This window comes from Sporolactobacillus sp. STSJ-5, assembly GCF_024385605.1.
In the GTDB taxonomy this organism is placed as follows: domain Bacteria; phylum Bacillota; class Bacilli; order Bacillales; family Sporolactobacillaceae; genus Sporolactobacillus.
The window spans coordinates 97,096-122,648 of record NZ_JANFOJ010000001.1 but is presented as its reverse complement, the minus strand read 5'-3'; the positions used below and the strand labels follow the sequence as shown (position 1 = coordinate 122,648).

The window sequence follows — 25,553 nt, the reverse complement described above, 5'->3', positions numbered from 1 at the left end:
TACAAGAAGATGATACATAATTCGAGAGGTGTGACGCTGGTTGAGATGCTTGCGGTGATCGTTATCGCAACGATTTGTTTTACATTAATCTTCAGCATCTGGCTTTCAGGAGAAAAATCAGCTCAGAATACAATGACACAAAATGATCTCCAGGCGGACGCACATCTCGTACAGGCAAGAATCACGAGAGCATTTTATGATCAAACAGATAAACCTTTTTCAATTGCGCTTAACGATGGAAAAGTTGAGCTTACTTATGATAGCGATACTTCACAGCATGAATTGATTTCTGATCCAGATTTGTTTTATAGCAAAAACGGATCCGGAGATACGACTTCTGAGCCGGTAAAAAACGGATCAAGCCTCGAGGTTGATTATGATATTGCGGTACGGACAACTTCAGGAGTGAGTAGCGATGGGCCAAAATTCCATCTAAACACAACATTTAATTACCCATGGGATGAGGGGAGCAGCAGCCAATGATTCGAAACAAACAATTATTGAAAAAAAAGGAACAAGGTTATGCGCTCATCATCGTTCTGCTCGTGATCACCGTTTTCTCTGTGCTTGGTCTCACCGTCATATCGGTATCCTTTAACAATACAAAGCAATTCAGCAAAGAAACCACACAAACTCAAGCATTGAACGTCGCTGAGATGGGGTTGAAGGCCTACAATAAAGAACTTGGAACGAAGATTGCAACTGTTTCTGGAGTTACAGAGTCTAATTTCAAACAAAAATTGAATGACGATGTATTACCTGAACCGCTTAATTCAAGTTCAGATTCGTCATTGAATTCAATGCAAGGAAACCCAAGTTATACAGTAACTCACGGAGAAGTCGGTAATCCAACAGATAATAAAATTACTCTCACCATAACCAGCCAAGGAATTTCAGGTGGAGATACTCAGACGATTACGCAGATCAAGACATTTAAATATCAAGTAGTTAGTAGTGGAAATACAGGAGATCCAAATTACACACCTGAATACATGGGGCTGAAACTGCCATATATGGATGGTGCATTAATTATGGGCAATTCAAATACTGATTATTTAGTACACCCTAAAGATCATAATGAAAATGAACTTTATAATATATACATTGAGCCTAATGAAGAAAAATGTATTGGAGCAGTATTGACAAAAAATATTAATGATTTTAATGAAACTTTTTCATCAATAAAAAAAAGTTTTCAAGATGCTCTAGCTATTCCGTCAGATTTAAGTAGCATGCCAAAAAAAACCATAAATAATATTCCAACGGCACCTTCAAAATGGACTTTAAATGATGCTGATACAAGCAATCGTTGGGAAACAAGTAGCGACCCTGTGTCTTCAAAAGTCAACGGGCACTATACTAGAAATATTAATTTTACCCAATATGTAAATGTGAACGATTCTGGTGGCACAGTTTTCGATCATAGCTTATCAGTACAAGGCGGCGTTGGTATCTCAGTTCCTACAGAAATACACGGAGATGCCTATATTAATGGATCTTTTAGTATAAATAAAAATACTATTGTTTATGGAAATCTATATGTGCAAGGTTCTATTGATGTAAATGCTAATCTTGATGTTAGGGGAAACGTATATACTAACAGTGCATTCAATATTAATAATAATACATCTATTGGTACAACTAGTAGCACTGATAGTATTGATACAGGAAATGTTTATGTGAATGGTTCATTAAACATTAATAATAGTGCTAAAACATTAATCAATGGTAATGTGTACAGTGAACAAGCCTTTAACATTAATGGATCGACAGATATTGGTCCTCTAAATCAAAGTATAACTCCAACTGTTAAGCGGGAGATTTATGTTAGAGGATCCTTTAACATAAAACAAAATAGTCCGACAAATATTTTTGGCAATGTATACACAGCACAAGCACTTAACGTTGATTCTAATACAATCATTAACGGAAATGCGTATACAGCTGGGGCACTAACTATTTCCAAACCATTTAATGTAAAAGGTAATACCTATTCAGCCGATGCTATTACAATTAGTGCGCCGGTTACATTTGGATATAAAGACGATAAATTACTGCCGCATGATGGCTATGTTTATTCAGGTGGAGCATTAACCATAAATAGTCCGACTACTTTTAATGGCAATCTTTATTTGGATAAGAACTGGACTGCTTTAAATTTTGATGCAAGATGTCTTGTGGAAGGCAATGTATACTCAGGTGGGTATCTTGGGATAACAAAATCCACAATATTTAATGGATATGTCTATTCCATTGGTTATGATAATAGCATGAATATTCAATATAACGGTAATGAACCAGCACCGCAGTTTAATCGAACGGTTTATATCGAAAATTCAACTTATGTAAATCAACAAAAAGTAACTGCAAATGACGGCCCAAAAATATTAGAATTTAAACAAGGAGCTGTTATTAAGAACACAGCTGGCTATTCAACCACAGGTGATGGCGAAATCTATTTTGGATTGCAGCAACACGGTGGAGATAATAGCAGTGGATCTGGAGGAAGTAGCGGTAATAGCGGGCAATCACCAATAACAATTGTTGACACGAAAACGAATTATCAATGAGTAGAGTTGGACTCCCACTCGCATATATTGAATAGAATAAAAAATACGCCCTCGAGCCATTGTTCCTCGGGGGCATATGTATTTTCTTTTCACTTTTTTGATGTTTACTTCGCAATCTTCTCCAGATTTCCGTTCTCATCCATCTTGAAGGCGGGTGCGGAGCTGTCGGTTTGATCTTGGAAAGCGACCATGCGGCGCGCGCGGTCCATGATGCCGATGAGGGCTTGGTAGTCATCTTCAACGCTCTGCTGCCGCTTGGTAAGTGTGACGACTTCTTGTTCAAGCTCTTTCACACGTGTCTGCAGCTTGCTGTTTTCTTCCTTAAGGTGCGCGTTCTCTTGGTCAAGCCGGTCGCTGGTTGCACTGCCTTTTTGCATGCTCTGCAAGTAGTGGATGACATCGGTCATGCTGAATGACTGCTTTGCGGCGGGAGCTTCTACTGTAACGTTTTGCTCGGGCTGTGCAGGCTGCGCCGCATAGGTGAGTTCGGAAGGATCCGTGAGTGAAGCAGTTTCCATCACAGGGAATGCGGCAGCAGCCACGGGACGTATGATCCGTCCGTGCTGCTCGGCGCGTTTCTTCTGCTTGCGCTGTTTCTTGGCGATTTCAATTGCCTGTTCATATTTTCTACGGACAATCGCGTTCCAGCGGAATCCACACGCCGCTCCTGTCCGATTCAGCCGGTCGCCCACCTCTTCAAAGGCATCAAGCTGTGTACTTCCTTCTCTGATATGGCGCAGGACGGTTTCTGCGAGCAGAAGATCGTCTTCGTGCGACCATGCATCTTGTCTCACTTTTGTCATGGTATATGCTCCTTCTTGCATTCTTGTTGATTTGTAAAAAGGATTGACAACTTGCGAGACTTTTATACACGATCGCCATTTTATGGTAAAGATACCAATTGACTGAAGTTGCTCACTGTTTCTCTTGATCTCGCTCGGCGAAGTAGTCGAGCCGTTTCTGTACGGTTCGCTCGTAGCCACGTGGTGATGGATGATAGAAGACTTTGTCACGTAGTGACTCGGGCAGATAATTTTGCGAGACGTAGCCGCCCTCGAAGTCATGGGGATAGAGATAATCTTTTCCATGGCCGAGCTTGGCAGCTCCTTTATAATGGGCATCACGCAGATGAATCGGCACTTCGCCGGTTTTTTCGTTTTTAACCGTATCGAGTGCTTGGTCGATCCCGACGACCGCAGCGTTGCTTTTTGGCGCGGTAGCGACGTAGAGTGCCGCTTCGGCGAGCGGAATGCGCGCTTCAGGCAAGCCAATGAAAGTTACGGCAGTAACCGCAGCGTTGGCGACAAGAATAGCATTGGGATCTGCGAGACCAACGTCTTCGGCTGCGTGAATGAAAATGCGCCGGGCAATGAATTTCGGATCTTCGCCAGCAGTGATCATTTTCGCCAGCCAGTAAAGGGTAGCATTCGGATCGGAGCCGCGCATGCTCTTAATGAAAGCGGAAACCGTATCATAATGGTTGTCGCCGTTCTTGTCATACTGCAGCACTTTTTCCTGAATAGATTCCTCCGCAACACTTCGGTCGATGTGAATGACGCCTTCCTTATCAGGATCGGTTGTCAGTGCGGCAAGCTCCAAAGCATGCAGGGCCGTGCGGCTGTCACCACTTGCAACGCGGACGAGATGATCAAGTGCGTCAGCATCAAGCATTATGTTAACTTCGCCGTATCCGCGCTGCTTATCTTGTAAAGCGTTTTCGATAATCGTTCGAATGGCATCGTCGGATAGCGGTTCAAATCGAAACAGCCGCGAACGTGATAAAAGCGCGGCGTTGATCTCGAACATCGGACTTTCGGTTGTCGCGCCGATCAGGATGATGGTTCCCTTTTCGACAGAAGGCAGGAGCGCATCCTGTTGTCCTTTATTAAAACGATGGATTTCATCAATGAAAAGTATGGTTCTTTGCTGATCAAATTTAAGACGCTCTTCGGCAGCGGCGATTATTTTTCGCAAATCGCCGACTCCGGAAGTAACGGCGTTTAATTGTTCATAGTATGCCGATGTGGTGCGGGCAATGATGTGAGCAAGCGTCGTTTTTCCTGTTCCCGGAGGACCGAAGAAAATCATCGGTGTCAGCTTGTCTGCCTGAATAGCACGGCGGAGCAACCGTCCTTTACCGACAATCTGTTCTTGCCCGACAAATTCGTCTAATGTCTGTGGACGCATGCGGTCGGCAAGCGGCCGTCCGTTTAAATTGGATTGGTCATCGGTTGGAAAATCAAAAAGATCCATCCCGATCATCCTCTCGTTTATAAGTATTTGCATGAATCGTTCTCGATTACGTGCAACGTCAATCATTTTCGTCTATAATGATTGAAGGTCTGAACTTAGTTTACCATAGATCAGTGCCTATGTTCGCATTGATCCATTGATCGGAATGCGAGACAGCATACAAGGGCACGGACAGGCGTGCCTTGCTTAGAAGTAAAAGTGTATTATATGATTTATGCCCAAGGTAAAAGATTGTGAATCGAACGCGCAGGTGCGAGACTCCTGCGGGACCAGCGAGCCAGGGGAGACCCCGCAGGCAATTATGACATGAGCCAAGGAGGCTCCCGGATCGCCCGCGGTTGTGCTCTGTTGATGCGAGCAACCGGAGCGTATTCAATATTCAGCATGGTTTAAGCCCGGACTATGCCTTGTTTTTATAATCACGGGAACAAATGATTGACTATAAATGTACTAGAATACTCAGTTGTTTTAGGATGAATGAAGAGGTGTGAACGTTATGAAAATCTCAACGAAAGGCCGCTATGGTCTAACGATTATGATGGCGCTTGCGAAAAATAAAGGTCGCGGCCCGCTCTCCTTAAAAGCGATCGCTAATGAACACGATCTGTCGGAACACTATTTGGAACAGCTGATTGCCCCGCTTCGCAATGCCGGACTGGTCAGCAGTATTCGCGGCGCGTATGGCGGCTATGTTCTGTCGAAGACACCGAGTGAAATCACGGCGGCAGATGTGATCCGCGTCTTGGAGGGACCGATTCAGCCGGTCGAAGTCATGGATGATGACGATCCAGCAAAGCGTGAGCTTTGGGTGAAGATCCGTGATGCGGTCCGCGATGTCCTTCAAGGGACAACACTGGACGATTTGATTCATTATGATTCTGATCCGCAGGTCCAAGACCCGGATATGTTCTATATTTAAAGGATTAATGGGTACAACTGAATTAATCCGACCTGAACTTGGTTTCAGGATATTAAAAGGAGTGTTTAGGGTGGATCCGATTTATCTTGATCATGCCGCGACGACGCCTATTGATCCGGAAGTTTTGCAGATCATGGTGGACACATACCAAAATGTAGTGGGCAATCCATCGAGCATCCACTCGTTCGGAAGACAGGCGCGCAAGATCGTTGACGATTCCCGTCATGAGATTGCGAAGTACATTGGCGCGCGCAGTCGAGAAATTGTGTTTACAAGCGGCGGTACCGAAGGCGATAATATTGCTATTCTCGGTACGGCGCTTGCCAATAGTCATAAAGGAAAACATATCATTACAACGAAAATTGAACATCACGGCGTACTCAAAACATGCGCTTATTTGGAAAGTCAGGGATTTGAGGTCGACTATTTGGATGTCGACCGAACGGGAAGGATTTCCTTTGACGATTTGAAAAGTAAGTTAAGAAACGACACGATTCTTGTGACCATCATGTTCGGCAATAATGAAGTGGGAACGATTCAGCCGATACGGGAAATCGCCCATCTCTTAGCCAATCATCAGGCTTATTTTCATACTGATGTCGTGCAGGCGTTCGGCACCGCTGATATGGATGTCAAGGATACACCGATTGATCTGCTCTCAATGGCGGGCCACAAGATCGGCGGCCCCAAAGGAATCGGCTTCATTTATGTACGCGACGGGCTTTCGCTTCAAGCCTACACGCATGGCGGCGATCAGGAGCGCAAGCGCCGGGCAGGTACGGAAAATGTGCCGGCAATCGCCGGCCTTGCACGTGCGGTTGAAAAAGTTGGCGAACATCTCCATGAGCGAATTCAGGAGAGTCTGCGCGCTCGTCAGATCATTCTTGAGACACTTGACGCGGAACAAGTCGATTATAAAGTCAACGGCAATTCGGAACATTTTCTGCCCCAGGTCTTAAACCTCTATTTTCCAGGCACACGTGTGGAGACGTTATTGACGAAACTTGATTTAGCCGGTGTCGCCGTGTCAAGCGGATCTGCTTGTACGGCGGGCTCTGTTGAACCGTCGCATGTGTTGACGGCGATGTTTGGAAAAGATGCTCCGGAGACGGGAAGCTCAATCCGTATTAGTTTCGGCGAAGGCATGCAGGAAGAGAGGCTTCGGGAAGCGGGGAAGATTATCGCGGCATCAGTCCGCGATCTCGTAAGCCTAGGAAAGGCGAGTGAATTAAAGTGACGAAGAAATCCCCCAGTCAGACCAGAGTGGTTGTCGGTATGTCCGGAGGCGTGGATTCAACCGTTGCCGCATTGCTGCTGAAGCAGCAGGGCTATGATGTGGTTGGCATTTTTATGAAAAATTGGGACGATACCGATGAAAACGGAGTCTGCACGGCTACCGAAGATTACGAGGATGTTGTTCGTGTCTCCAATCAAATCGGCATTCCGTATTATGCGGTGAATTTTGAAAAACAGTACTGGGATCGCGTGTTTACGTACTTCCTGGATGAATATAAATTAGGTCGCACGCCGAATCCGGATGTTATGTGTAATAAAGAGATCAAATTCAAAGCATTCCTTGATCATGCCATGGCACTCGGAGCGGATTATGTGGCGACCGGGCACTATGCGCGCGTTGAAGAACGCGACGGAAAAACAGCGATGATTCGTGCTCAGGATCAGAATAAGGATCAGACTTATTTTCTGAATCAACTGTCTCAGGAACAGATTTCAAAGGTAATGTTCCCACTTGGCGATCTGGAAAAGCCGGAAGTCCGCGAAATTGCGCGTGAGCACCATTTGGCAACGGCCGAGAAAAAGGACAGCACGGGCATCTGTTTTATTGGTGAACGGAATTTCAAGCAGTTCTTAAGCAATTATCTTCCTGCTAACCGCGGTGAGATTCGAACAATTGACGGTGAGTTAAAAGGTTACCATGACGGATTAATGTACTATACCAACGGTCAGCGTCAAGGACTCGGCATTGGCGGGCCGGGCGGACCATGGTTTGTGTGCGGCAAGGATTTGAAAAAAAATATCCTGTATGTGGCACCGGGTGCTGATCATCCTGCCCTTTACTCGCAGGGCTTGATTGCCGACCATGTGAATTGGATCTCAGGCAGTCCCGAGGAGCGTGTATTCCACTGCACGGCCAAGTTCCGTTATCGTCAAAAGGATCGTCCGGTCACGGTACATGTGCTTGACGACGGTCGGATCGAAGTTGTTTTTGACGAGCTTGAGTGGGCCGTAACACCGGGGCAGTCCGTTGTTCTTTATGACTTTGACGAATGTCTCGGTGGAGGAACGATTGCAACGATTTTGAACCAAGGAACAGATACAGCACTTGATTTTACGGACTCGGCTTCGCTTTGAAGCCCGAGTCTTTTTCCTCTTATTATGGTGGTGAATGATATGGCAGATACAATGGAACAGGTGCAGCACTTAATTGCTGCAAGAAAATATGAACAAGCAGCAAAGGCACTTGATGAGGCAATCTCTGCACATCCGGATGATCCGACAGGGTATACGAATTTCGGCAACCTGTTGATTGCGATGGGCGACAGCGGACGCGCAATCAACTTTTTTAAAAAAGCATTGTCTTTGGACGCATCTAATGGGCCTGCCGCCTTTGGCTGTGGAAATGCCTTGTTTGAACTTGGAAACTATCAGGAAGCGATGACTTGCTATTCGGATGCGCAGCAAGCAGGAATTAATGACAGTGATCTTTTCTATATGATCGGACGTTCTGCGCTTGAATTAGGGCATAGCGGTCAGGCGCTCGCTGCTTTTCAGCGTGCTGTTGAATTGAACGGCGCCGATGTTGAGGCTCGTTTTCAATACGCGCTTACGTTGGCGAAGCTAGGCGATTTGGATCATGCTGAAAAACAATTTTTAACCGTCGTTGACGCTAATTCGTCACATGCGGATGCTTATTATAATCTTGGTGTGATTGCGGCGTTCAGAGATCAGACAGAAAGCGCGCGCCAATCATTCGAACGGGCGCTGGAGCTGAATCCTCAGCATATTCTTGCTTCAAACGCGTTGAAAAACCTAGACAAGAAACGGTAAAAATGGAGAGAAAGGACGACGGGAACGATGGAACAAAGCACGATGGATCTCTTTCCAGATCACGAGACCTCAGTTAAAGGCGAACCAGTTCGGATTGTTTTCCAAAACAGTGAGAACGGCTACACAGTGATGATTGTCAAAATTGATGAAACGAATGAGCCCATCAATGAAAAAGAGATTACGATGGTTGGTTTCTTTCCCGCCGTCCACCTCTATGAAACCTATCAATTTGCTGGAAAGCTGAAAACGCATCCTCGCTACGGGCAGCAGTACGAAGTAGAAAATTACCGCAAACTGCTGCCTAAATCCAAGTCGGGTGTGATCAGCTACCTCTCTGGTGATCTATTCCCCGGCATTGGCAAGAAGACTGCGGAAGCGATTGTCGGCGAGCTCGGGGAAAATGCCATTTCCGAGATTCTTAATGATCCTTCTTGCCTCAGTCGTGTACCGAAGCTTGATGAAGAGAAAAGTACGATGATTACAGATACTTTATTGAAGAATGAAGGCTTGGAAAAAATATTGATCGGTCTGTCGGATCTGGGTTTCGGGTCGCAGCTGGCAATGAAAATCTATCAGGCATACGGTAATGAAAGTTTAGAAGTAATTCAGGACAATCCGTATCAGCTGATTCAAGATATTGAGGGCATTGGTTTTCAGCGTGCCGACGAGCTTGCCGCCGGGCTTGGCATATCGGGTAATCACCCTGATCGTATTCAGGCCGCATATTTGTATTGGTTGAATGAGCGGGCAATGAACGATGGTCATGTGTTCATGCCTGAGGAAGAAACGATTGCTGAGGTACATAAATTATTGACTTCAACAGAAGAGATCAGCGAGGATGACTTGACTCGGGAGCTGGATACGCTTGAAGAGGATGGAAAATTGGTGCGTGACGGTGACCATCTCTATTTACCACAGTTGTTTTTTGCGGAAAAGGGGATTGTCACGGGCATTCAGAAGCTGATTGAACAAGAGGCTGATGATGAATACTCGGAGAGCGAGTTTCTCGAGGCGCTTGGAAAAGTGGAGGACAAGCTGACGATGCAGTATGCGGAGAGTCAGCAGGTCGCCATTCGTGAAGCAATCAAATCCTCGATCATGATTTTGACAGGCGGGCCGGGTACCGGAAAGACGACGGTCATTCGAGGTATTGTTGAGGTTTACGCAGAGCTGAACAGCTATTCGCTTGACCCAAAGGATTATGATGAAGATCATCCGTATCCGATTCTGCTGGTGGCTCCGACCGGGCGAGCGGCGAAGCGGATGAAGGAATCGACCGGTCTTCCTGCCGTAACCATTCACCGCCTTCTTGGATGGAACGGCGGTGCGGGCTACGCGCATGATGAGGATAATCCGATTGAGGGCAAGCTGCTTATTGTAGATGAAATGTCGATGGTTGATATCTGGCTTGCTAATCAGCTGTTGAAATCATTGCCGGAAGAAATGAAAATGGTGATTGTTGGTGACGAAGACCAGTTGCCGTCGGTCGGACCCGGTCAAGTACTGAGCGATTTGATCCAGTCAGAGGCGATTCCGGTGATCCGTCTAACCGATATTTTTCGTCAGGCAAAAGGCTCATCAATTATTGAACTTGCTCATGAGATAAAAGAGGGGAAACTCTCCGATGTCACGGATCCAAAGAATGATCGTCGATTCTTCAAGTGTCACCAGAATCAGGTTGTCGATCTTATTTGCAAGGTCTCGGCAGGTGCTGAAAAGAAGGGCTATCACCCGAAGGACATCCAGGTGCTCGCACCGATTTATCGCGGCAACGCAGGAATTGAGCGGATCAACGTGGCGCTTCAGGAACTTTTCAATCCTGCGGATGAACAGAAACGTGAACTTACCTATGGCGATCACTTGTTTCGCGTCCATGATAAGGTGCTTCAACTGGTGAATAATCCCGATGAACAGGTCTTTAATGGTGACATTGGCGAGATTTCTGCTATTTTTAAAGCAAAAGAAACAACGGACAAGGAAGATACCGTCATCGTGACGTTTGATTCAATCGAGGTCAAATATCTGAAGCATGATTTGAATCAGCTAACTCTGGCGTATTGCTGTTCGATTCATAAAGCGCAAGGCAGTGAATTCCCAATCGTGATTTTGCCGATCGTCAAGGGCTACCATCGGATGTTGAAGCGTAATCTGATTTATACTGCTGTGACGCGAAGCAAGGACTCACTCGTTTTGTGCGGCGATGAACAGGCGTTTAACCAAGCAGTCAGCCGCAATGATGTCGACCGGCGCAATTCCAGCTTGGCGGAGAAAATACGCGAACGGCTTCATCTCATTCCGGATCCGGCAGAGGATCCGGAAACGGTTAAAGATGAAAAAGTGGAAAAGTAAGAAAATGCATGTGCGTAAAAATATGAAACACAGCCGATTGGATTTTTGATCGGCTGTGTTTTTTCCAAATACGATGATAAGGTCATAAGATTTGGTTTGGCGCGATCAGGTAAGCGCCTAATCTGAGAAATAGACGGAGAAATTACCCTTATTTAGAAAATGAACGAAAAAAAAGCTTTGATAGACGGAAAAATTACCCTTATCGAATCGAAAAACATGAAAATGGAGGGCTTTGCTTTGCATAAGCGGAGAAATTACCCTTATTTACCGGCGAAATTAGCTCCACGGTGCAAATAAGCGGAAAATTTCCGCTTATTTTGCTCGATACTTAATGAAGGACCAAATGATTAACTTTTAGTATATTGGCTTTAAGTTTTCCACAGTTCGCTTTAACTTCCTCAAAGTAGCTTTAACCTCCGTAGTTCACTTTCATTTTTGATACATTGGCTTTAAGTTTTCCATAGTTCGCTGTCACTTTTCTCAAATTAGCTTTAACGTTTCTGCTTCACATTTTTCACATTAGGTATACTTTTTTGGAAAAGTGGGCATTGATGCGAGTAGCACTGGCAGAGCAGTTGCTCCGCTGAATTTTGAGGTGAAAACAAATGAAATGTCCGAATTGTTCAAGTAAGAACATTGGAAAAATTGGCGTCAACCAATATTATTGCTGGGATTGCTTTATTGAATTGACCCTTGAAGATGGAAAATTATCGCTGAGCCAGGTGGAAGAAGATGGTAGTTTAACCGGATTGGATGACTTGTTTCAGTCTTCGGATCTTGAGGCGAAAGCAAACGGATTCTGATGATCCGTTCATTAGGGATTCCCAAAAAGCATCATGTTTTGTCTTTAATTGGGCAATGCTAGGCTTGGAGGGATCATGATGCGGAAATGGACTGCTTTGCAGTGGATGAAGGGCTTATCAATTGCGTTGCTGCTTTTTTTGAATGGTTATTTATTTTACAGGCTGCTGCCGCTCATTGGTACGGTGGCGCATTTTCTGCTGCATGTAGCTGTTCCGTTCTTTGCTGCAGCAATTATTGCCTATTTGCTTCATCCGCTCGTCGGCCGTGTTCAGCGGATGGGACTTCCGCGAACAGTCGCAATCCTTGCCATTTATGCGATCTTTTTTGGAGTGGTTGGCTTAACAATTTACAAAGGCGGACCGGTTTTGCTGCATGAACTCAGAGGTCTTGATGATGACATTTCAAACTACGAAAAGTTGTATCAAACGAATCTGGATCATGTTTATGGATCAACGCCTGAAGCAGTGCATGATCAGGTGAATGAGGCTCTGTCGCGAATACGAAGCAGTCTGACGCATACCGGAGAGCGGATTATGGATTGGTGTTCAGGTGTTGTTCAGTCTTTCTTCACCCTTTTAATCATTCCGTTTCTCTCTTTCTATATTTTAAAAGACGCGGGATCGATCAAAAAGCATGCATTGCTGCTTGTACCGCGTAAATGGCGACGGCAAACCGCGGAAATATGCGGAGAAATGGATCAATCAATCGGCAAGTATATACGAGGACAGCTGACCGTATGTGCGATTTTGGCGGTGATGGCGACGATCGGATTGTGGATTCTTAAGGTTCCGTATCCGATTGTGTTCGGATTGTTTATCGGTTCGACGGATCTGATTCCCTATTTCGGACCGTTTATCGGTGCTGCTCCGGCCGTTCTTGTCGCCGCAACGAAGTCCTTTTATTCGATGGCAGGCGTCGTACTGATGATCATTTTGATTCAGTTTCTTGAGGGAAGTGTCATTGAGCCGCTTGTTGTTGGCAAGAGCGCGGAGATTCATCCACTCTACATTATGCTTGCAGTCGGGGTCGGCGGTGAGCTTGCAGGAATTGTTGGCATGCTCCTTGCCATTCCTTGTTTTATCATTATCCGTACCTGCCTGCGCCACGTGAACGAACGGTTCCGAATCATTGACAAATAAGGGCAGACTCATCTATAATTACGGCAGAATAGTGAAACCGAGACGAAAAGAATAGCGACAGCGCAAGCAGCCAAATGACCGGTCGAATCTTGCGGGAACGGCTTTTCCGCAGTTTAACCGCGGCTGCGGCAGTTCACTTGGGCAATCGCCCGGCGGATTGTTGTACCGAGTGCTGTGATACATATGCCGCGGAGTTTCTTTTCATTTTGCGGCGCAGAGTAAGCTTGAAAGCTTTCGTCCTTCCTGGTGATGGGATGAGAGCTTTTTTCGTTGAGCGCCCTCGTGGTTTACATAATGAATGATGCAGTAAATTGAGTGGAGGTTCTTGTGATGAAACAGCTTAGTTCATCGGAAGTCAGGCAAATGTTTTTGGACTTTTTTAAAGGAAAGGGACACACGGTCGAGCCGAGTGCGTCATTGATTCCGGTTGATGACCCGTCTCTGCTTTGGATCAACAGTGGTGTTGCAACACTGAAGAAATATTTTGACGGACGTGTTGTGCCGAAAAATCCGCGTATCTGTAACGCACAGAAGGCGATTCGGACCAACGATATTGAAAATGTCGGGTACACCGCACGCCACCATACATTTTTCGAAATGCTGGGCAACTTTTCCGTCGGTGATTACTTCAAGGAAGATGCAATCACTTGGGCATGGGAATTCCTGACGAGTCCGGAATGGATCGCCTTTGATCCGGACAAGCTTTCCGTGACCATTTATCCGGATGATCAAGATGCTTATAAACTATGGCATGAGAAGATTGGGCTTCCTGAAAATCGGATCATTAAACTGGAACACAATTTCTGGGACATCGGCGAAGGCCCGAGCGGTCCGAATACGGAAATATTCTATGATCGCGGCGAAGCATTCGGCAATGATCCGAACGATCCCGAACTTTTTCCGGGCGGGGAAAATGAACGTTATTTGGAAGTCTGGAATCTCGTGTTCTCGCAATTTAATCATAACCCGGACGGCACGCATACACCGCTTCCGAAGAAAAACATTGATACCGGTATGGGACTGGAACGAATGGTCAGCGTGATTCAAGATGCTGAGACCAACTTCGACACCGATTTGTTCCTACCGATCATTCATAAAATCGAAGAACTTTCCGGCGCTAAATATCAAGCTGGCAAGAAGAATACGGCATTCAAAGTAATCGCAGATCATGCACGAACGGTCACATTTGCAATAGCTGATGGAGCGCTTCCATCAAATGAAGGCCGCGGTTATGTGCTTCGCCGACTGATTCGCCGTGCGGTACGCTATGCGATGGATCTCGGGCTTGACAAGCCGTTCCTATTTGAATTAGTACCGGTTGTTGCCGATATAATGAAGGACTACTACAAAGAAGTTTTGGAGAAAGCGCCGTTTGTTCAAAAAGTCATTCGCGGTGAGGAAGAACGCTTTCAGGAAACTATCCATGAAGGTGTGTCGATTCTTAAAGAACAGATTGCAGAAGCAAAGGCGCAAGGCAAAAAAGAACTGTCAGGCAAGAATGTGTTCAAGCTCTATGATACATTCGGTTTTCCTGTTGAATTGACAGAGGAATATGCACAGCAGGAAGGGTTGGCAATTGATCAGGCGGGCTTTGAAGAAGAACTTGACGCTCAGAGAGACCGCGCACGGTCGGCCAGAAAAGATCAAAAGTCGATGCAGGTTCAGAGCGGCACGCTCCGTAATATTACCGATCCGAGCGAATTTATCGGCTATGACCAATTCGCTGTTGACGGTGTCAAGGTGATTGCACTTGTCAAAGATAATGAAGCGGTTGACCGTGCTTCTGAAGGGGACACTGTTCAATTGATCTTGGACCGCACGCCTTTCTATGCGGAAATGGGCGGTCAAGTCGCCGATCAAGGGACTCTGACGAACGCGGCGGCTGTGCTCGAGGTTAATGATGTGCAGAAGGCGCCGAACGGTCAAAACCTGCATACATGTATTGTTAAAAGCGGCAAGATTGCGGTTGGCGATGCATTGAACGCTGCGATCGACGAGAAGGCGCGACTTGCTATTCAAAAGAACCACACAGCAACTCATCTTTTGGATCAAGCACTCAAGGATGTACTTGGTACGCATGTAAACCAAGCCGGATCCTATGTATCTGCCGATCGGCTTCGTTTTGACTTCTCACATTTTGGTCAGGTGACTGAGGAAGAACTGCAGCAGGTTGAAAAGATTGTGAATGAAAAGATTTGGCAACAGCTTCCGGTCACAACGAAAGAGATGCCGATTGACGATGCGAAAAAACTAGGCGCGATCGCGCTTTTCGGCGAAAAATACGGCAAGATCGTGCGTGTCGTCAGCGCCGGAGACTACAGCATTGAACTGTGCGGCGGCTGCCATGTAAGCAATACGGCTGAACTCGGGCTGTTCACACTTGTCAGCGAAGGCGGCATCGGTGCCGGAACGCGCCGAATCGAAGCATTAACCGGGGAAAAGGCATTTGAAAAATTGAATCAAGTCAAGCTTCAGGTCAAGACCATTTCTGCTTCGCTTAAGGTTGCGCCGGAACAGCTCGCCGAACGCATCGATACCCTGCAGCAGCAGATTAAGGCGCTGGAAAAAGAAAATACTGCCTTGATGAATAAACTGGGAAGCGCAAAGTCCGGCGAGCTGGAACAGTCTGTGAAAAAGAGCGGCGATGTCGCTTATATTGCTGCAAAAGTTGATACGATGGACATGAACCAGCTACGTTCAATGGCCGACGAACTGAAAAACAAACTTAAGTCGGTTGTTGTTGTGCTCGCGTCCGTTGACGGTGAAAAGGTCCATCTTGTTGCCGGTGTGACAAAGGATTTGATTCAGAAAGGTTTCCATGCCGGGAAAATTGTCAAGGAAGTGGCGACCATCTGTGGCGGAGGCGGAGGCGGACGTCCGGATATGGCTCAAGCCGGTGGCAAACGTCCGGAAAAAGTACGTGACGCATTGAACGCAGTTACCGATTTAATTGAAAAGGCGGCAGTTCGCTGAGTATCAGTAACGAGCACGAGATTATTCCTGTTGGGGGATGAGTATCATGGATAAGACAATGAAATTCAGTTTCGGTGATCAAGGGGATCATAATCCGCGTGAAGTCTTGTTTCAAGTCTATGATGCGCTTGATGAGAAGGGGTACAACCCGATTAATCAGATCGTTGGCTATCTATTATCGGGGGACCCCGCCTATATCCCGAGACATAAGGATGCACGAAAACTTATTCGCAGGCTCGAACGTGATGAAATTATTGAAGCACTGGTTACTGCATATCTCAAAGAGAAATGGGACAAAGAATGAGAATTATGGGTCTGGATTTCGGTTCGGTTACGGTCGGCGTCGCAATCAGCGATCCGCTCGGCTGGACTGCTCAAGGTATTGAAACTGTGCATTATGTCGAACATAAGAAAAATCTTCTGTTTGACCGCATCGGCGAATTAATTAAAGAATATGAAGTTGAACTGGCTGTGGTCGGTCTCCCGAAGGATTTGATCGGGACGGAAACGCAGCGTGCTGAAGCTTCCCGTGGGTTCGCAAAAAGTGTTCGGCGCAAGTTCAAGATCCCGGTGGAACTGTGGGATGAACGGCTGACGACCGTGGCAGCAGAGCGAATCTTGATTGCTGCCGATCTCAGCCGCAAGAAACGAAAACAAGTGATTGATAAGGAAGCAGCGGTTCTTATTCTGCAGAGCTACCTTGATAAAAAACGATTGGAGCAAAAAAACGATGAGTGAACACGAACACAATCATTATCCGATTTTCCTTCCGGATTCCGAAGAGAAAGAACGCATTGTCATTCCCGAAGAAAACGGTGATGAAAATCTATTTGACGTCCTGTTCTATTTTGATGTTCCGGAAACGGACAAGTCTTATGTTGTTGTTGTACCGGCAGAACAGGATCAAGAGGATGATGAAGAACAGGAAGTATTTGCTTTCCGTTATGAAGGCGACGATGATGATTTCAGGCTGTTCCCGATCGAGACCGACGAAGAATGGGACATCGTTGAAGAAATGATCAATACGTTCAGTGATGAAAGCGAAGAATAAATGAGCCCCCGAACAGGGGCTTTTTCAATGCATCGCTACTGATGGAAAATCATGGCGAATCATGTCTTTTATTGAAAGAAAAAAGTATCTTTTAGTGTATAATTGGTGAGTACTCTTGAAGGGAGCGGCTCATTTTTATGATAAAAAAACACTGGCGGCTGCTGACTGCCATCACAATTATTCTGATTGCGATGATTGCAGGGGCTGCATGGGGATTCAATCGTTATTATGCAAGTCTTTTGTCACCGGTTAATCAGAAGAACAATCAACCAATTTCGGTAAATATACCGTCCGGAGCTTCTGTTAAGGATATTGGACATATTTTAGAAAATAAAGGCTTGGTTCGAAAGGCATGGGCATTTGAATTTTACGCACGATGGAATCATCTGAATAACTACCGATCCGGCACCTACGTGTTTAATCAAACCATGTCAACCGGTCAATTAATGAGCGATCTGGAAAATGGCAAACGCCACGAGCGGATTTTACTCGTAGACGTTCGTCAGGGAATGTGGGTCAGCGAGATTGCCCAGCAAATGGCTACTGTTGCTAATTTAGATAAAACGGACATTTTGAAAAAGCTGAGCGACCATGCGTATGTCAAGACGCACTATGCCGGAAAATACACGTTCCTTACGGATGAAGTGTTCGCAAAGGGGATCAAATACCCATTGGAGGGTTATCTGGCTCCGGGAAACTACCGCTTTAAGGTAACCAAGAAGGATCCTTTGACACTTGACCGAATGATCGATCAAATGCTCGATCAAACAGAACATACATTCAAATCTTATGAAACGCAGATCAAGGCGAACAAGCTTGGCTCATTTCATAAAATCCTGGCAATGGCTTCTCTTGTTGAACAGGAAGCCCCAAAGGATAAGGATCGTCGGCTGATTGCCGGTGTATTCTATAACAGGCTGGAACAAAAGAAACGGCTTGAATCGGACACTACGGTTATTTACAGCAGGCAAAAAAGGAATCGCGATTATACACTGAAAGATATCCGCAAGGACACGCCATACAACACGTATACACGGACAGGCTTGCCGATAGGACCGATAGGGGCTCCTGCAAAGGATGCGATTCAATCGGTATTGAACCCGACAGCATCGAAGAACTTGTTTTTCTATGCAAGACCAAACGGTAAAATTTATTATTCGAAAACCTATCAAGAGCACCAGGCAATTGTAGCGAAGTATCGACATGAGTGGTCTGAAAAATCGTAAACTGTTTTCACATGTTACAGAAAGGAAGATCAGGTTGGTTGATTTTAAAGTGCTGTCGGATTACGCAGCTGCTTTTACCCATTCGGAAAATGATCTGCTTCGCCAAATGGAGAAGAAAGCTGCGGAAATTTACATTCCGATCATGCAGCCTTCAGCAATGGCGTTTCTGCAACAGTTAATTCGCTGGAGAAATGCGCGGAAAATTCTTGAACTCGGTACGGCGATCGGTTACTCGTCGATTCGGATGGCCTTGGCAGCCGGGAATGATGCGATGATTGTAACGATCGAGCGGGATGAGGCAATGATTGAAGAAGCCTCGCAAAATATTGAGACCCTCAATCTTCAAAGTAAGATTCATATCGTTGACGGTGATGCGACTGATGACTTGCCGGAAGTTGCAGCCGCGGCTCCATATGACCTTATATTAATTGACGCTGCGAAAGCTCAATATGAACATCTTTTTGAAAAGTGCTCCGAACTGCTGACCGATCAAGGAGTAATCGTTACTGACAACGTCTTTTTTCACGGACTGGTTTGTGATATTGACGCAGTGCACAAGAAACAACTGCACCGACTTGTTAAAAAGGTTGATGAGTTTAATCATTTTCTGAGTGAACGCGATGATTTTGACACTATTTTTCTTACAGTAGGAGACGGCATGGCTGTAAGTACAAAAAAATCACGCGCAGAGGGGGAGCGTTGAAATGGAAAGAAACAAGCCTATTGTCATTGGTGTCGCCGGAGGTTCCGGATCGGGGAAAACCACGGTTACGCGGGAGATCTATCGCAGCTTTCCGGACAAATCAATTGCAGTCATCCAACAGGATTCTTACTATAAGGCTCAGGATGACAAACCATTTGAAAAAAGACTGCTGACGAACTATGATCATCCGCTCGCGTTCGATACCGACTTGTTAATTTCTCAAATCAGTGAGCTGCTTCAGTTCCACCCGATAAAAAAACCGGTGTATGACTATACAGTACATACAAGATCTGCTAAAATTGTACCCGTCGAACCAAAAGACGTAATTATTCTGGAAGGCATTTTGATTCTAGAGGATGAACGTCTTCGCGATTTAATGGACATTAAAGTTTTTGTGGATACAGATTCCGATCTTCGTATTATTCGCAGATTGCTTCGAGATACCGAGGAGCGTGGCAGAAGTGTTGAATCGGTGATCAATCAATATTTGACAGCGGTTCGGCCGATGCATCTTCAATTCGTCGAACCAACGAAGCGCTATGCGGATATTATCATTCCCGAAGGCGGAAAGAATTCGGTAGCGATCGATTTGATGGCGACGAAGATCCGTACCGTTCTGGAAGGAAAGAATAAATCACTGTGACTTGAACGCGTAAACGCAATCCCAATTCAGCCGAATGGGTAAAAATGAACAGTTGATCATAAATCTATTCAGGAGTGTGGCAAATAATGGCAGAAAAACTTCACTATATGACCGCTGAAGGTAAAGAAAAGCTCGAACATGAACTGGACTACTTGAAGACAGAAAAAAGAAAAGAAGTTGTTGAAAGAATTAAGATCGCTCGAGGTTTCGGCGACCTCTCTGAAAACTCGGAATATGACGCAGCGAAAGATGAGCAAGCATTTGTCGAGGCACGTATTCAACAATTGGAACTCATGATTCGTAATTCCGTGATCATTGAAGACGATGAAACAACTGATGTTGTCAAAATCGGTAAATCGGTAACCTTCCGTGAGCTTCCTGACGGTGATGAAGAAACCTATCAGATCGTCGGCAGTGCCGAATCCGATCCTTTTAAAGGCAAAATTTCAAATGATTCTCCAATGGCTAAGGGACTGATTGGTCTTTCTGTCGGTGAAGAAGTCAGCGTCAGCACGCCTGGCGGTGACATTCGTGTCAAAATTTTAAAGGTTGAGTAAATTCACTTTTTATGAAGATGCAATTCTGCTCGGATGCGGTGCATTCCGGCAGTTTTGCGTTTTTTTTTGAATCGATGAAACAAATTGCTGGTGCTTTGCTTCCAAATGACATAATTTATAGGTGTGTGCATACGTTTATCAGTGAATCATTTGATACAGCTTTTTGTTGAGACAGACAGTAAGGACATGCCCTATTCGAATTTATTAATACAGATTTTGTGAAAAATAGCTTAAATCACAGGTTTCGGGCCCATGTTTCTTGAATTAGTGACATACCCATTCATTTGTATCTGAGATGAATGAAACAAACAAATGATCGGTCCAGTAAAGATCGCTTATTCATAAGTTATTGTCGTCGGTCAAAAGGAGGATGTCTTATGAGAAGTCAGAGAGGGAATGGTTATTCGTCGTCTCGCATTGAACAGCGCAAAAGCAAGACGGATCGGCTGCTGAGTTGGACGATCGGAATTGTCTCACTGCTTATTTTAGCAATAGGCTGTATCATTCTCATTTCAGTTTTTCACACATCGCCGGATTCAAAGCCAGCGGCGTCATCATCGCAATCAAGCAGCAGCACTCAATCTCAAGAAAGCAAAGAGGACCAGTCTTCATCTTCCGAATCGAGTCAGGCTTCGAACGATGAATCAAGCAGCACTGAATCTGAATCATCAAGCTCAAGTGCTGAATCACCGACTGAGTCGGATGAGAACCATCAAGCATCATATGAAATGGGTTCAGCGGATTGGAACGCACAGGTTCAGGCGATTTCCGAAGCAACGGGAATTGATGAAGCAAACATGACTGTTCGTTGGCTCGGAAATGGCGGAACGCCGAACAGTTCCCTTGCCCGGGTTGCTCCGAAGAATAATCAGAGTGCAATCTACGTTGTTCACCTCATCTATAAGGGCGGTCATTGGCAAGCGGATAATGTAAAAAAACCATGAATTCATTAAAACAGAGGATGTCTCAAAAGTCCGTTTCTGACTTTGAGACATCCTTTTTTTAGAAACATTAAATGGGAATCAAGCGGGCAGGTTTGAGATCCCTGCGATAGAAGTCCTGTTGATTCAATCAACAGATTGCCTTGTTATATAATGTTTTATTGTTGAAGATTTTAACGATTTGTGCTAGTTTAGTGACATTGACTTTTATAATCCATACTAATGTTATATGAATATAATGTTTTCAAACAGTATGGGAGGTAATAGCGCATGGGACGCGAATTTATTCATACATTTGAGGATTGGGCAGATGATTACGATCGTTCTGTTTCAGGAGGAGATCTAGAGTACCAGGAAGTTTTCAAAGATTATGATCGGATTCTTGAAGAGGTCGCTGAGCATGCCCGTGGTTCAGTACTTGAATTTGGCGTTGGTACCGGTAATTTAACACAGAAATTAATAAAACGAGGATTGGACGTGACTGGAATTGAACCTTCTGAGAAGATGCGGCAAAAGGCCATTGAAAAGATTCCACAGCTTAATGTATCAGATGGTGACTTTCTCGATTTTCCAATTCCAAAGCATACGATTAATACGATTGTAAGTTCATTTGCATTTCATCACTTGACCGATGACGAGAAAGATCAGGCCATTGAGAGCTATAGCCGTCTGCTCCCGTTTAATGGTAGAATAGTGTTTGCAGATACACTTTTTGACAGTGAACTTGAGAAGAAAAAGGTGCATCGCTGGGCAAATATGAATGGATATACCCACCTGCTTAAGGATTTGCGCACAGAATATTATCCGCTGCGCGGAACGCTCTACACTGCATTTCGCAAGCACCACTTTGTGCCCTATTTTAAGCAATTAAACCGATTCGCATGGCTGATTGTCGCCGAAAAAAAAGAATGAGTCTCAGGAGGATCCAGTTGTGACATTAGGAATCATCGGAGCGATGGAAGAAGAAGTCGCACTACTTAAAGAACGCATGGACGGAGTCGAGCAGAATGAAATTGCCGGCTGTCGTTTTTATAAAGGACTACTTAACGGAACGGAGGCAGTTCTGCTGCAGTCCGGTATTGGCAAGGTGAGTGCAGCACTCGGCACAACACTGCTCATTGATCACTATCATCCGACCGCAGTCATCAATACAGGATCGGCGGGCGGAACGGATATTAACCTTAACATTGGCGATGTCGTGATCTCCTCATCAGTCGTTCATCATGATGCTGATGCAACTGCCTTCGGCTATGCGGCGGGACAAATTCCAGGCATGCCGCCTGAATTTCAACCGAATAGTAAATTAGTCAAGGCAGCGCTTGCCGCTTCTGCTGCTGTTCGTTTAGGGCATCAGATTGTTGAGGGGCAGATCGGTTCTGGAGACTCATTTATGGCTGATCCTGAGCGCATTCACAATGTTAAAGCAACCTTTCCGCAATTAAAAGCTGTCGAGATGGAGGCAGCAGCAATTGCTCAAGTGTGCTATCAGTTCGGTGTACCGTTTCTAATCATTCGATCACTCTCGGATATTGCCGGCAAGGATTCTAATCTCTCGTTTGACCAATTTTTAAAGACCGCCGCGAAGCATTCGGCTGAATTCACGCTTTCAATTATTAAGGAGCTGGCATAATATGACTGTTAGCAAGAAGATAAATGCACAGAGCATTCACTCTTGGCCTACCGAAGTAAATACATCATATGCTCCGGCTGCCAACTGTTGTCCGTGCGGCTGGGATGTAAAGAACGACCGTGTCGAAGCAAAGAAAATGGTAAAAAAAATGTTGGTTTACAAGGCTGGTTGAAAGAAATCTGTGCTTGATCCTGACCTTGTGACCCGAAGATAGGGAGAGTAGGTTATGGCAGTGTTCGAAAGTGTTCATGAACTGGTAGGCAAGACGCCGCTGGTCGGACTGCATGCATTTCCGTTACCGGACGGGGTGCGGCTCTATGCAAAATGCGAGTATTTTAATCCCGGGGGCAGCGTGAAGGATCGTTTAGGCGAAAAGCTGATCCGAGAAGCGTTACGGACCGGGAAACTTAAACCGGGCGGAACCTTGATTGAACCTACGGCAGGAAATACAGGTATCGGTCTGGCGCTTGCTGCTGTGGGGAAAGGAATTAACGTCATTTTCTGCGTTCCTGAAAAGTTCAGTGCGGAAAAACAGATTCTGATGAAAGCGCTCGGTGCGCGTATTGTTCAGACACCGACCGATCAGGGAATGACCGGTGCTGTCGCAAAGGCACGTGAGCTTGAGCGCTCAATTGCAGGAGGCTATTGCCCAAATCAGTTTGCCAATCCAGACAACCCGAGTGCTTACTTCGAAACGCTTGGACCTGAGATTTGGAACGACCTGAATGGGAAAGTGGATGTGCTTGTTGCCGGAGCAGGAACCGGTGGGACATTTACAGGAACAGCGGACTATTTGAAAATGAAAAATCCTGATGTGAAAACAATCGTCGTCGAACCCGAGGGATCCATTTTGAACGGAGGCAAGCCTGCAGCGCATCGTACGGAGGGCATTGGAATGGAGTTTATTCCTTCTTTCGTTAAAACCAAGTATTTTGATGAAATTTATACAGTTAGCGATGAGGATGCTTTTCGACGACTTAAGGAAGCGGCACAACTGGAAGGTTTACTGATTGGAAGTTCCTCAGGATCAGCATTACACGCAGCTTTGCTGGAGGCCGAAAAATCAGAATCAGGAACAAACATTGTCGTCATTTTTCCCGACTCCAGCGAACGTTATTTCAGCGAACACATTTACGATTAATCATATACTTAGAAAAGAAACCGGAGGGTTTACGTATGAGACCAAAGACACAAGTGATTCACGCAGGCATTTTTGGAGATGAGTCTACGGGCAGTGTTACTGTCCCGATTTACCAAACAAGTACTTATAAACAAGAAGAAGTAGGAAAAACAAAAGGTTATGATTATTCGCGTTCCGGAAACCCGACACGGCATGCACTTGAAGTCTTGATTCAAGAGTTGGAGCATGGGAAAGCAGGATTTGCGTTCGGATCAGGTATGGCAGCTATATCTTCAGTACTCATGCTTTTAAACAGCGGTGACCATCTCATAATTACGGATGATGTATATGGCGGGACATTCCGCGTCATTGATAAGGTATTTAAAAGGTTAGGTATTTCTGCAACATTCGTTGATACGAGCATCCCGGAAAACATTGAAAAAGCAATTACTGATAAGACAAAAGCCCTTTATCTTGAAACGCCTACTAATCCATTGCTGAAGGTGACGGATATTCGCAAAGCAGCGGAAATCGCTCATCAGCATGATCTGTTATTAATTGTTGACAATACCTTTGCAACACCCTATTGGCAGCATCCTTTGGACCTCGGAGCCGATGTTGTTCTGCACAGCGCTACAAAATACATTGGCGGTCATAGTGATGTTGTTGCGGGATTGGTTGCAGTGGCGTCTGACGAACTGGCTGAACGACTCTATTTTGTTCAAAACTCAGTTGGTGCTGTACCCGGTCCACAAGATGCCTGGCTGCTCGTAAGAGGGATTAAAACACTTGGCCTGAGGATGGAGCAGATTGAAAAGAATGCAAATCAGATTGCAAAGTTTCTTCAATCACATCCGAAAGTCAAAAAGGTTTATTATCCGGGACTTGAGACTCATCCGGGTCATGCACTTGCTGCAAAGCAGGCGTCAGGGTTTGGTGGCATGATTTCATTTGATGTTGGAGATGAGGCAGCGGTAAATCAAATACTTGCTAAAACGCATTACTTTACATTGGCGGAAAGTTTAGGCGCGGTCGAAAGCTTAATTTCTGTTCCGGCAAAAATGACGCACGCTTCGATTCCTAAGCCGCGTCGTGATGAACTGGGTATTACCGATGGATTAATCCGTCTCTCCGTCGGCATCGAGGATATTGAGGATCTGATCGAGGATTTAGAGCAAGCACTAAACTGAGAGCACATTTGCTCCAAAGCAATGCTCTCTATTCTTCGCAGAACATTGTCTTGCTTTTGTCAGAAACTACCTGAACTTCTCGTTTTCATCTCATGTTATAGTAATCTAGTGACGGAGGGATGAACATGGAAGAACAGCAGAAAATGATTCAAGACAAAATGATCGATTGCCGGAGGATCGGCATGCTGTGCTTGTTTCTCAGCACGTTTCTCTATAGCGGAACATTGATTCCGAGCTACAGCGAGATTGAATGGAAGCTTGAACTTCTCGCCGGCTCTAGTTTTCTATTCTTGGTATTCTCATTCTTTTTCTACTGGAGATCGTCTAAACTGAAAGAACAATTATAATGCAGTGCACTATTCGAACTGCTGAACGATCTAATTTGATCGCTCAGCGGTTTTTTCTTATAGGGAGTCAGG

Annotated in this window: 26 protein-coding genes; 24 read left to right on the top strand and 2 right to left on the bottom strand. The window is 45.3% G+C overall.

Features of this window, described 5'->3' with window-relative positions; genetic code table 11:
- The first annotated feature begins 9 nt into the window (after positions 1 to 9).
- The gene (locus tag NOM01_RS00690; protein ID WP_255745512.1) at positions 10 to 483 is read left to right on the top strand and encodes a type II secretion system protein; all 474 of its coding nucleotides are present in this window, start codon (positions 10 to 12) and stop codon (positions 481 to 483) included.
- Positions 480 to 2,570, top strand: a complete 2,091-nt coding sequence (locus NOM01_RS00685) for a type IV pilus modification PilV family protein (protein ID WP_255745511.1) — start codon at positions 480 to 482, stop codon at positions 2,568 to 2,570. The genes NOM01_RS00690 and NOM01_RS00685 overlap by 4 nt, the downstream gene beginning before the upstream one ends.
- A 104-nt stretch (positions 2,571 to 2,674) precedes the next feature.
- Here NOM01_RS00685 and NOM01_RS00680 read toward each other — a convergent pair whose 3' ends face one another.
- Together NOM01_RS00680 and NOM01_RS00675 are read right to left on the bottom strand one after the other, a co-directional pair.
- Complete coding sequence (locus tag NOM01_RS00680; protein ID WP_255745510.1) at positions 2,675 to 3,373, bottom strand: RsfA family transcriptional regulator; 699 nt, start codon at positions 3,371 to 3,373, stop codon at positions 2,675 to 2,677.
- Between the two features lie 112 nt (positions 3,374 to 3,485).
- Complete coding sequence (locus NOM01_RS00675; protein WP_255745507.1) at positions 3,486 to 4,823, bottom strand: AAA family ATPase; 1,338 nt, start codon at positions 4,821 to 4,823, stop codon at positions 3,486 to 3,488.
- Between the two features lie 496 nt (positions 4,824 to 5,319).
- Here NOM01_RS00675 and cymR point away from each other — a divergent pair, with 496 nt between their 5' ends.
- The 22 genes from cymR to NOM01_RS00565 all read left to right on the top strand — a co-directional run bounded on the left by cymR (position 5,320) and on the right by NOM01_RS00565 (position 25,481).
- Positions 5,320 to 5,742 (top strand): cysteine metabolism transcriptional regulator CymR, encoded by a 423-nt coding sequence (gene cymR / locus NOM01_RS00670; RefSeq protein WP_255745505.1) that lies wholly within the window; start codon positions 5,320 to 5,322, stop codon positions 5,740 to 5,742.
- Between the two features lie 70 nt (positions 5,743 to 5,812).
- Positions 5,813 to 6,979, top strand: coding sequence for a cysteine desulfurase family protein (locus NOM01_RS00665; RefSeq protein ID WP_255745504.1), 1,167 nt, complete (start codon positions 5,813 to 5,815; stop codon positions 6,977 to 6,979).
- Complete coding sequence (gene mnmA, locus NOM01_RS00660) at positions 6,976 to 8,112, top strand: tRNA 2-thiouridine(34) synthase MnmA (protein ID WP_255745502.1); 1,137 nt, start codon at positions 6,976 to 6,978, stop codon at positions 8,110 to 8,112. The genes NOM01_RS00665 and mnmA overlap by 4 nt, the downstream gene beginning before the upstream one ends.
- Positions 8,113 to 8,151: 39 nt before the next feature.
- Positions 8,152 to 8,808, top strand: a complete 657-nt coding sequence (locus NOM01_RS00655) for a tetratricopeptide repeat protein (protein WP_255745501.1) — start codon at positions 8,152 to 8,154, stop codon at positions 8,806 to 8,808.
- A 27-nt stretch (positions 8,809 to 8,835) separates the two neighbouring features.
- On the top strand, positions 8,836 to 11,157 hold the full coding sequence (gene recD2 / locus NOM01_RS00650) for an SF1B family DNA helicase RecD2 (RefSeq protein WP_255745499.1): 2,322 nt from the start codon (positions 8,836 to 8,838) through the stop codon (positions 11,155 to 11,157).
- A 605-nt stretch (positions 11,158 to 11,762) separates the two neighbouring features.
- Entirely contained in the window at positions 11,763 to 11,960 is a 198-nt protein-coding gene (locus tag NOM01_RS00645; RefSeq protein WP_255745496.1) for a hypothetical protein, read from the top strand.
- Between the two features lie 78 nt (positions 11,961 to 12,038).
- The gene (locus NOM01_RS00640) at positions 12,039 to 13,100 is read left to right on the top strand and encodes an AI-2E family transporter (RefSeq protein ID WP_255745495.1); all 1,062 of its coding nucleotides are present in this window, start codon (positions 12,039 to 12,041) and stop codon (positions 13,098 to 13,100) included.
- A gap of 330 nt (positions 13,101 to 13,430) precedes the next feature.
- Positions 13,431 to 16,073: an alanine--tRNA ligase gene (alaS, locus tag NOM01_RS00635; protein WP_255745493.1), complete on the top strand. Its 2,643-nt coding sequence runs from the start codon at positions 13,431 to 13,433 to the stop codon at positions 16,071 to 16,073.
- A gap of 37 nt (positions 16,074 to 16,110) precedes the next feature.
- Entirely contained in the window at positions 16,111 to 16,377 is a 267-nt protein-coding gene (locus tag NOM01_RS00630; RefSeq protein ID WP_255745491.1) for an IreB family regulatory phosphoprotein, read from the top strand.
- Positions 16,374 to 16,811, top strand: coding sequence for a Holliday junction resolvase RuvX (ruvX, locus tag NOM01_RS00625; RefSeq protein WP_255745490.1), 438 nt, complete (start codon positions 16,374 to 16,376; stop codon positions 16,809 to 16,811). Before NOM01_RS00630 ends, ruvX begins: the two co-directional genes overlap by 4 nt.
- Complete coding sequence (locus tag NOM01_RS00620; protein ID WP_255745487.1) at positions 16,804 to 17,124, top strand: DUF1292 domain-containing protein; 321 nt, start codon at positions 16,804 to 16,806, stop codon at positions 17,122 to 17,124. The genes ruvX and NOM01_RS00620 overlap by 8 nt, the downstream gene beginning before the upstream one ends.
- A 137-nt stretch (positions 17,125 to 17,261) precedes the next feature.
- Positions 17,262 to 18,350 carry an endolytic transglycosylase MltG gene (gene mltG / locus NOM01_RS00615; protein ID WP_255745485.1) on the top strand — a complete coding sequence of 363 codons (1,089 nt, stop codon included), beginning with the start codon at positions 17,262 to 17,264 and terminating at the stop codon, positions 18,348 to 18,350.
- Positions 18,351 to 18,384: 34 nt separating this feature from the next.
- Entirely contained in the window at positions 18,385 to 19,053 is a 669-nt protein-coding gene (locus tag NOM01_RS00610) for an O-methyltransferase (RefSeq protein ID WP_255745483.1), read from the top strand.
- A 1-nt stretch (position 19,054) separates the two neighbouring features.
- Positions 19,055 to 19,696, top strand: coding sequence for a uridine kinase (gene udk, locus NOM01_RS00605; protein WP_255745481.1), 642 nt, complete (start codon positions 19,055 to 19,057; stop codon positions 19,694 to 19,696).
- An 86-nt stretch (positions 19,697 to 19,782) separates the two neighbouring features.
- Positions 19,783 to 20,253 (top strand): transcription elongation factor GreA, encoded by a 471-nt coding sequence (greA, locus tag NOM01_RS00600; RefSeq protein ID WP_304654708.1) that lies wholly within the window; start codon positions 19,783 to 19,785, stop codon positions 20,251 to 20,253.
- A gap of 377 nt (positions 20,254 to 20,630) precedes the next feature.
- The gene (locus NOM01_RS00595) at positions 20,631 to 21,197 is read left to right on the top strand and encodes a YrrS family protein (protein WP_255745479.1); all 567 of its coding nucleotides are present in this window, start codon (positions 20,631 to 20,633) and stop codon (positions 21,195 to 21,197) included.
- A 267-nt stretch (positions 21,198 to 21,464) separates the two neighbouring features.
- Positions 21,465 to 22,106, top strand: a complete 642-nt coding sequence (locus tag NOM01_RS00590; protein ID WP_255745477.1) for a class I SAM-dependent DNA methyltransferase — start codon at positions 21,465 to 21,467, stop codon at positions 22,104 to 22,106.
- A 19-nt stretch (positions 22,107 to 22,125) separates the two neighbouring features.
- On the top strand, positions 22,126 to 22,824 hold the full coding sequence (gene mtnN / locus NOM01_RS00585; protein ID WP_255745476.1) for a 5'-methylthioadenosine/S-adenosylhomocysteine nucleosidase: 699 nt from the start codon (positions 22,126 to 22,128) through the stop codon (positions 22,822 to 22,824).
- A gap of 1 nt (position 22,825) precedes the next feature.
- Complete coding sequence (locus NOM01_RS00580; RefSeq protein WP_255745475.1) at positions 22,826 to 22,996, top strand: hypothetical protein; 171 nt, start codon at positions 22,826 to 22,828, stop codon at positions 22,994 to 22,996.
- 54 nt (positions 22,997 to 23,050) lie between these two features.
- A complete protein-coding gene (locus NOM01_RS00575) occupies positions 23,051 to 23,965 on the top strand; it encodes a PLP-dependent cysteine synthase family protein (RefSeq protein ID WP_255745473.1) in 915 nt (304 codons plus the stop codon).
- A 35-nt stretch (positions 23,966 to 24,000) separates the two neighbouring features.
- Positions 24,001 to 25,134: a bifunctional cystathionine gamma-lyase/homocysteine desulfhydrase gene (locus tag NOM01_RS00570; RefSeq protein ID WP_255745471.1), complete on the top strand. Its 1,134-nt coding sequence runs from the start codon at positions 24,001 to 24,003 to the stop codon at positions 25,132 to 25,134.
- Positions 25,135 to 25,259: 125 nt separating this feature from the next.
- Complete coding sequence (locus NOM01_RS00565; RefSeq protein ID WP_255745469.1) at positions 25,260 to 25,481, top strand: YrhC family protein; 222 nt, start codon at positions 25,260 to 25,262, stop codon at positions 25,479 to 25,481.
- The last annotated feature ends 72 nt before the right edge of the window (positions 25,482 to 25,553 follow it).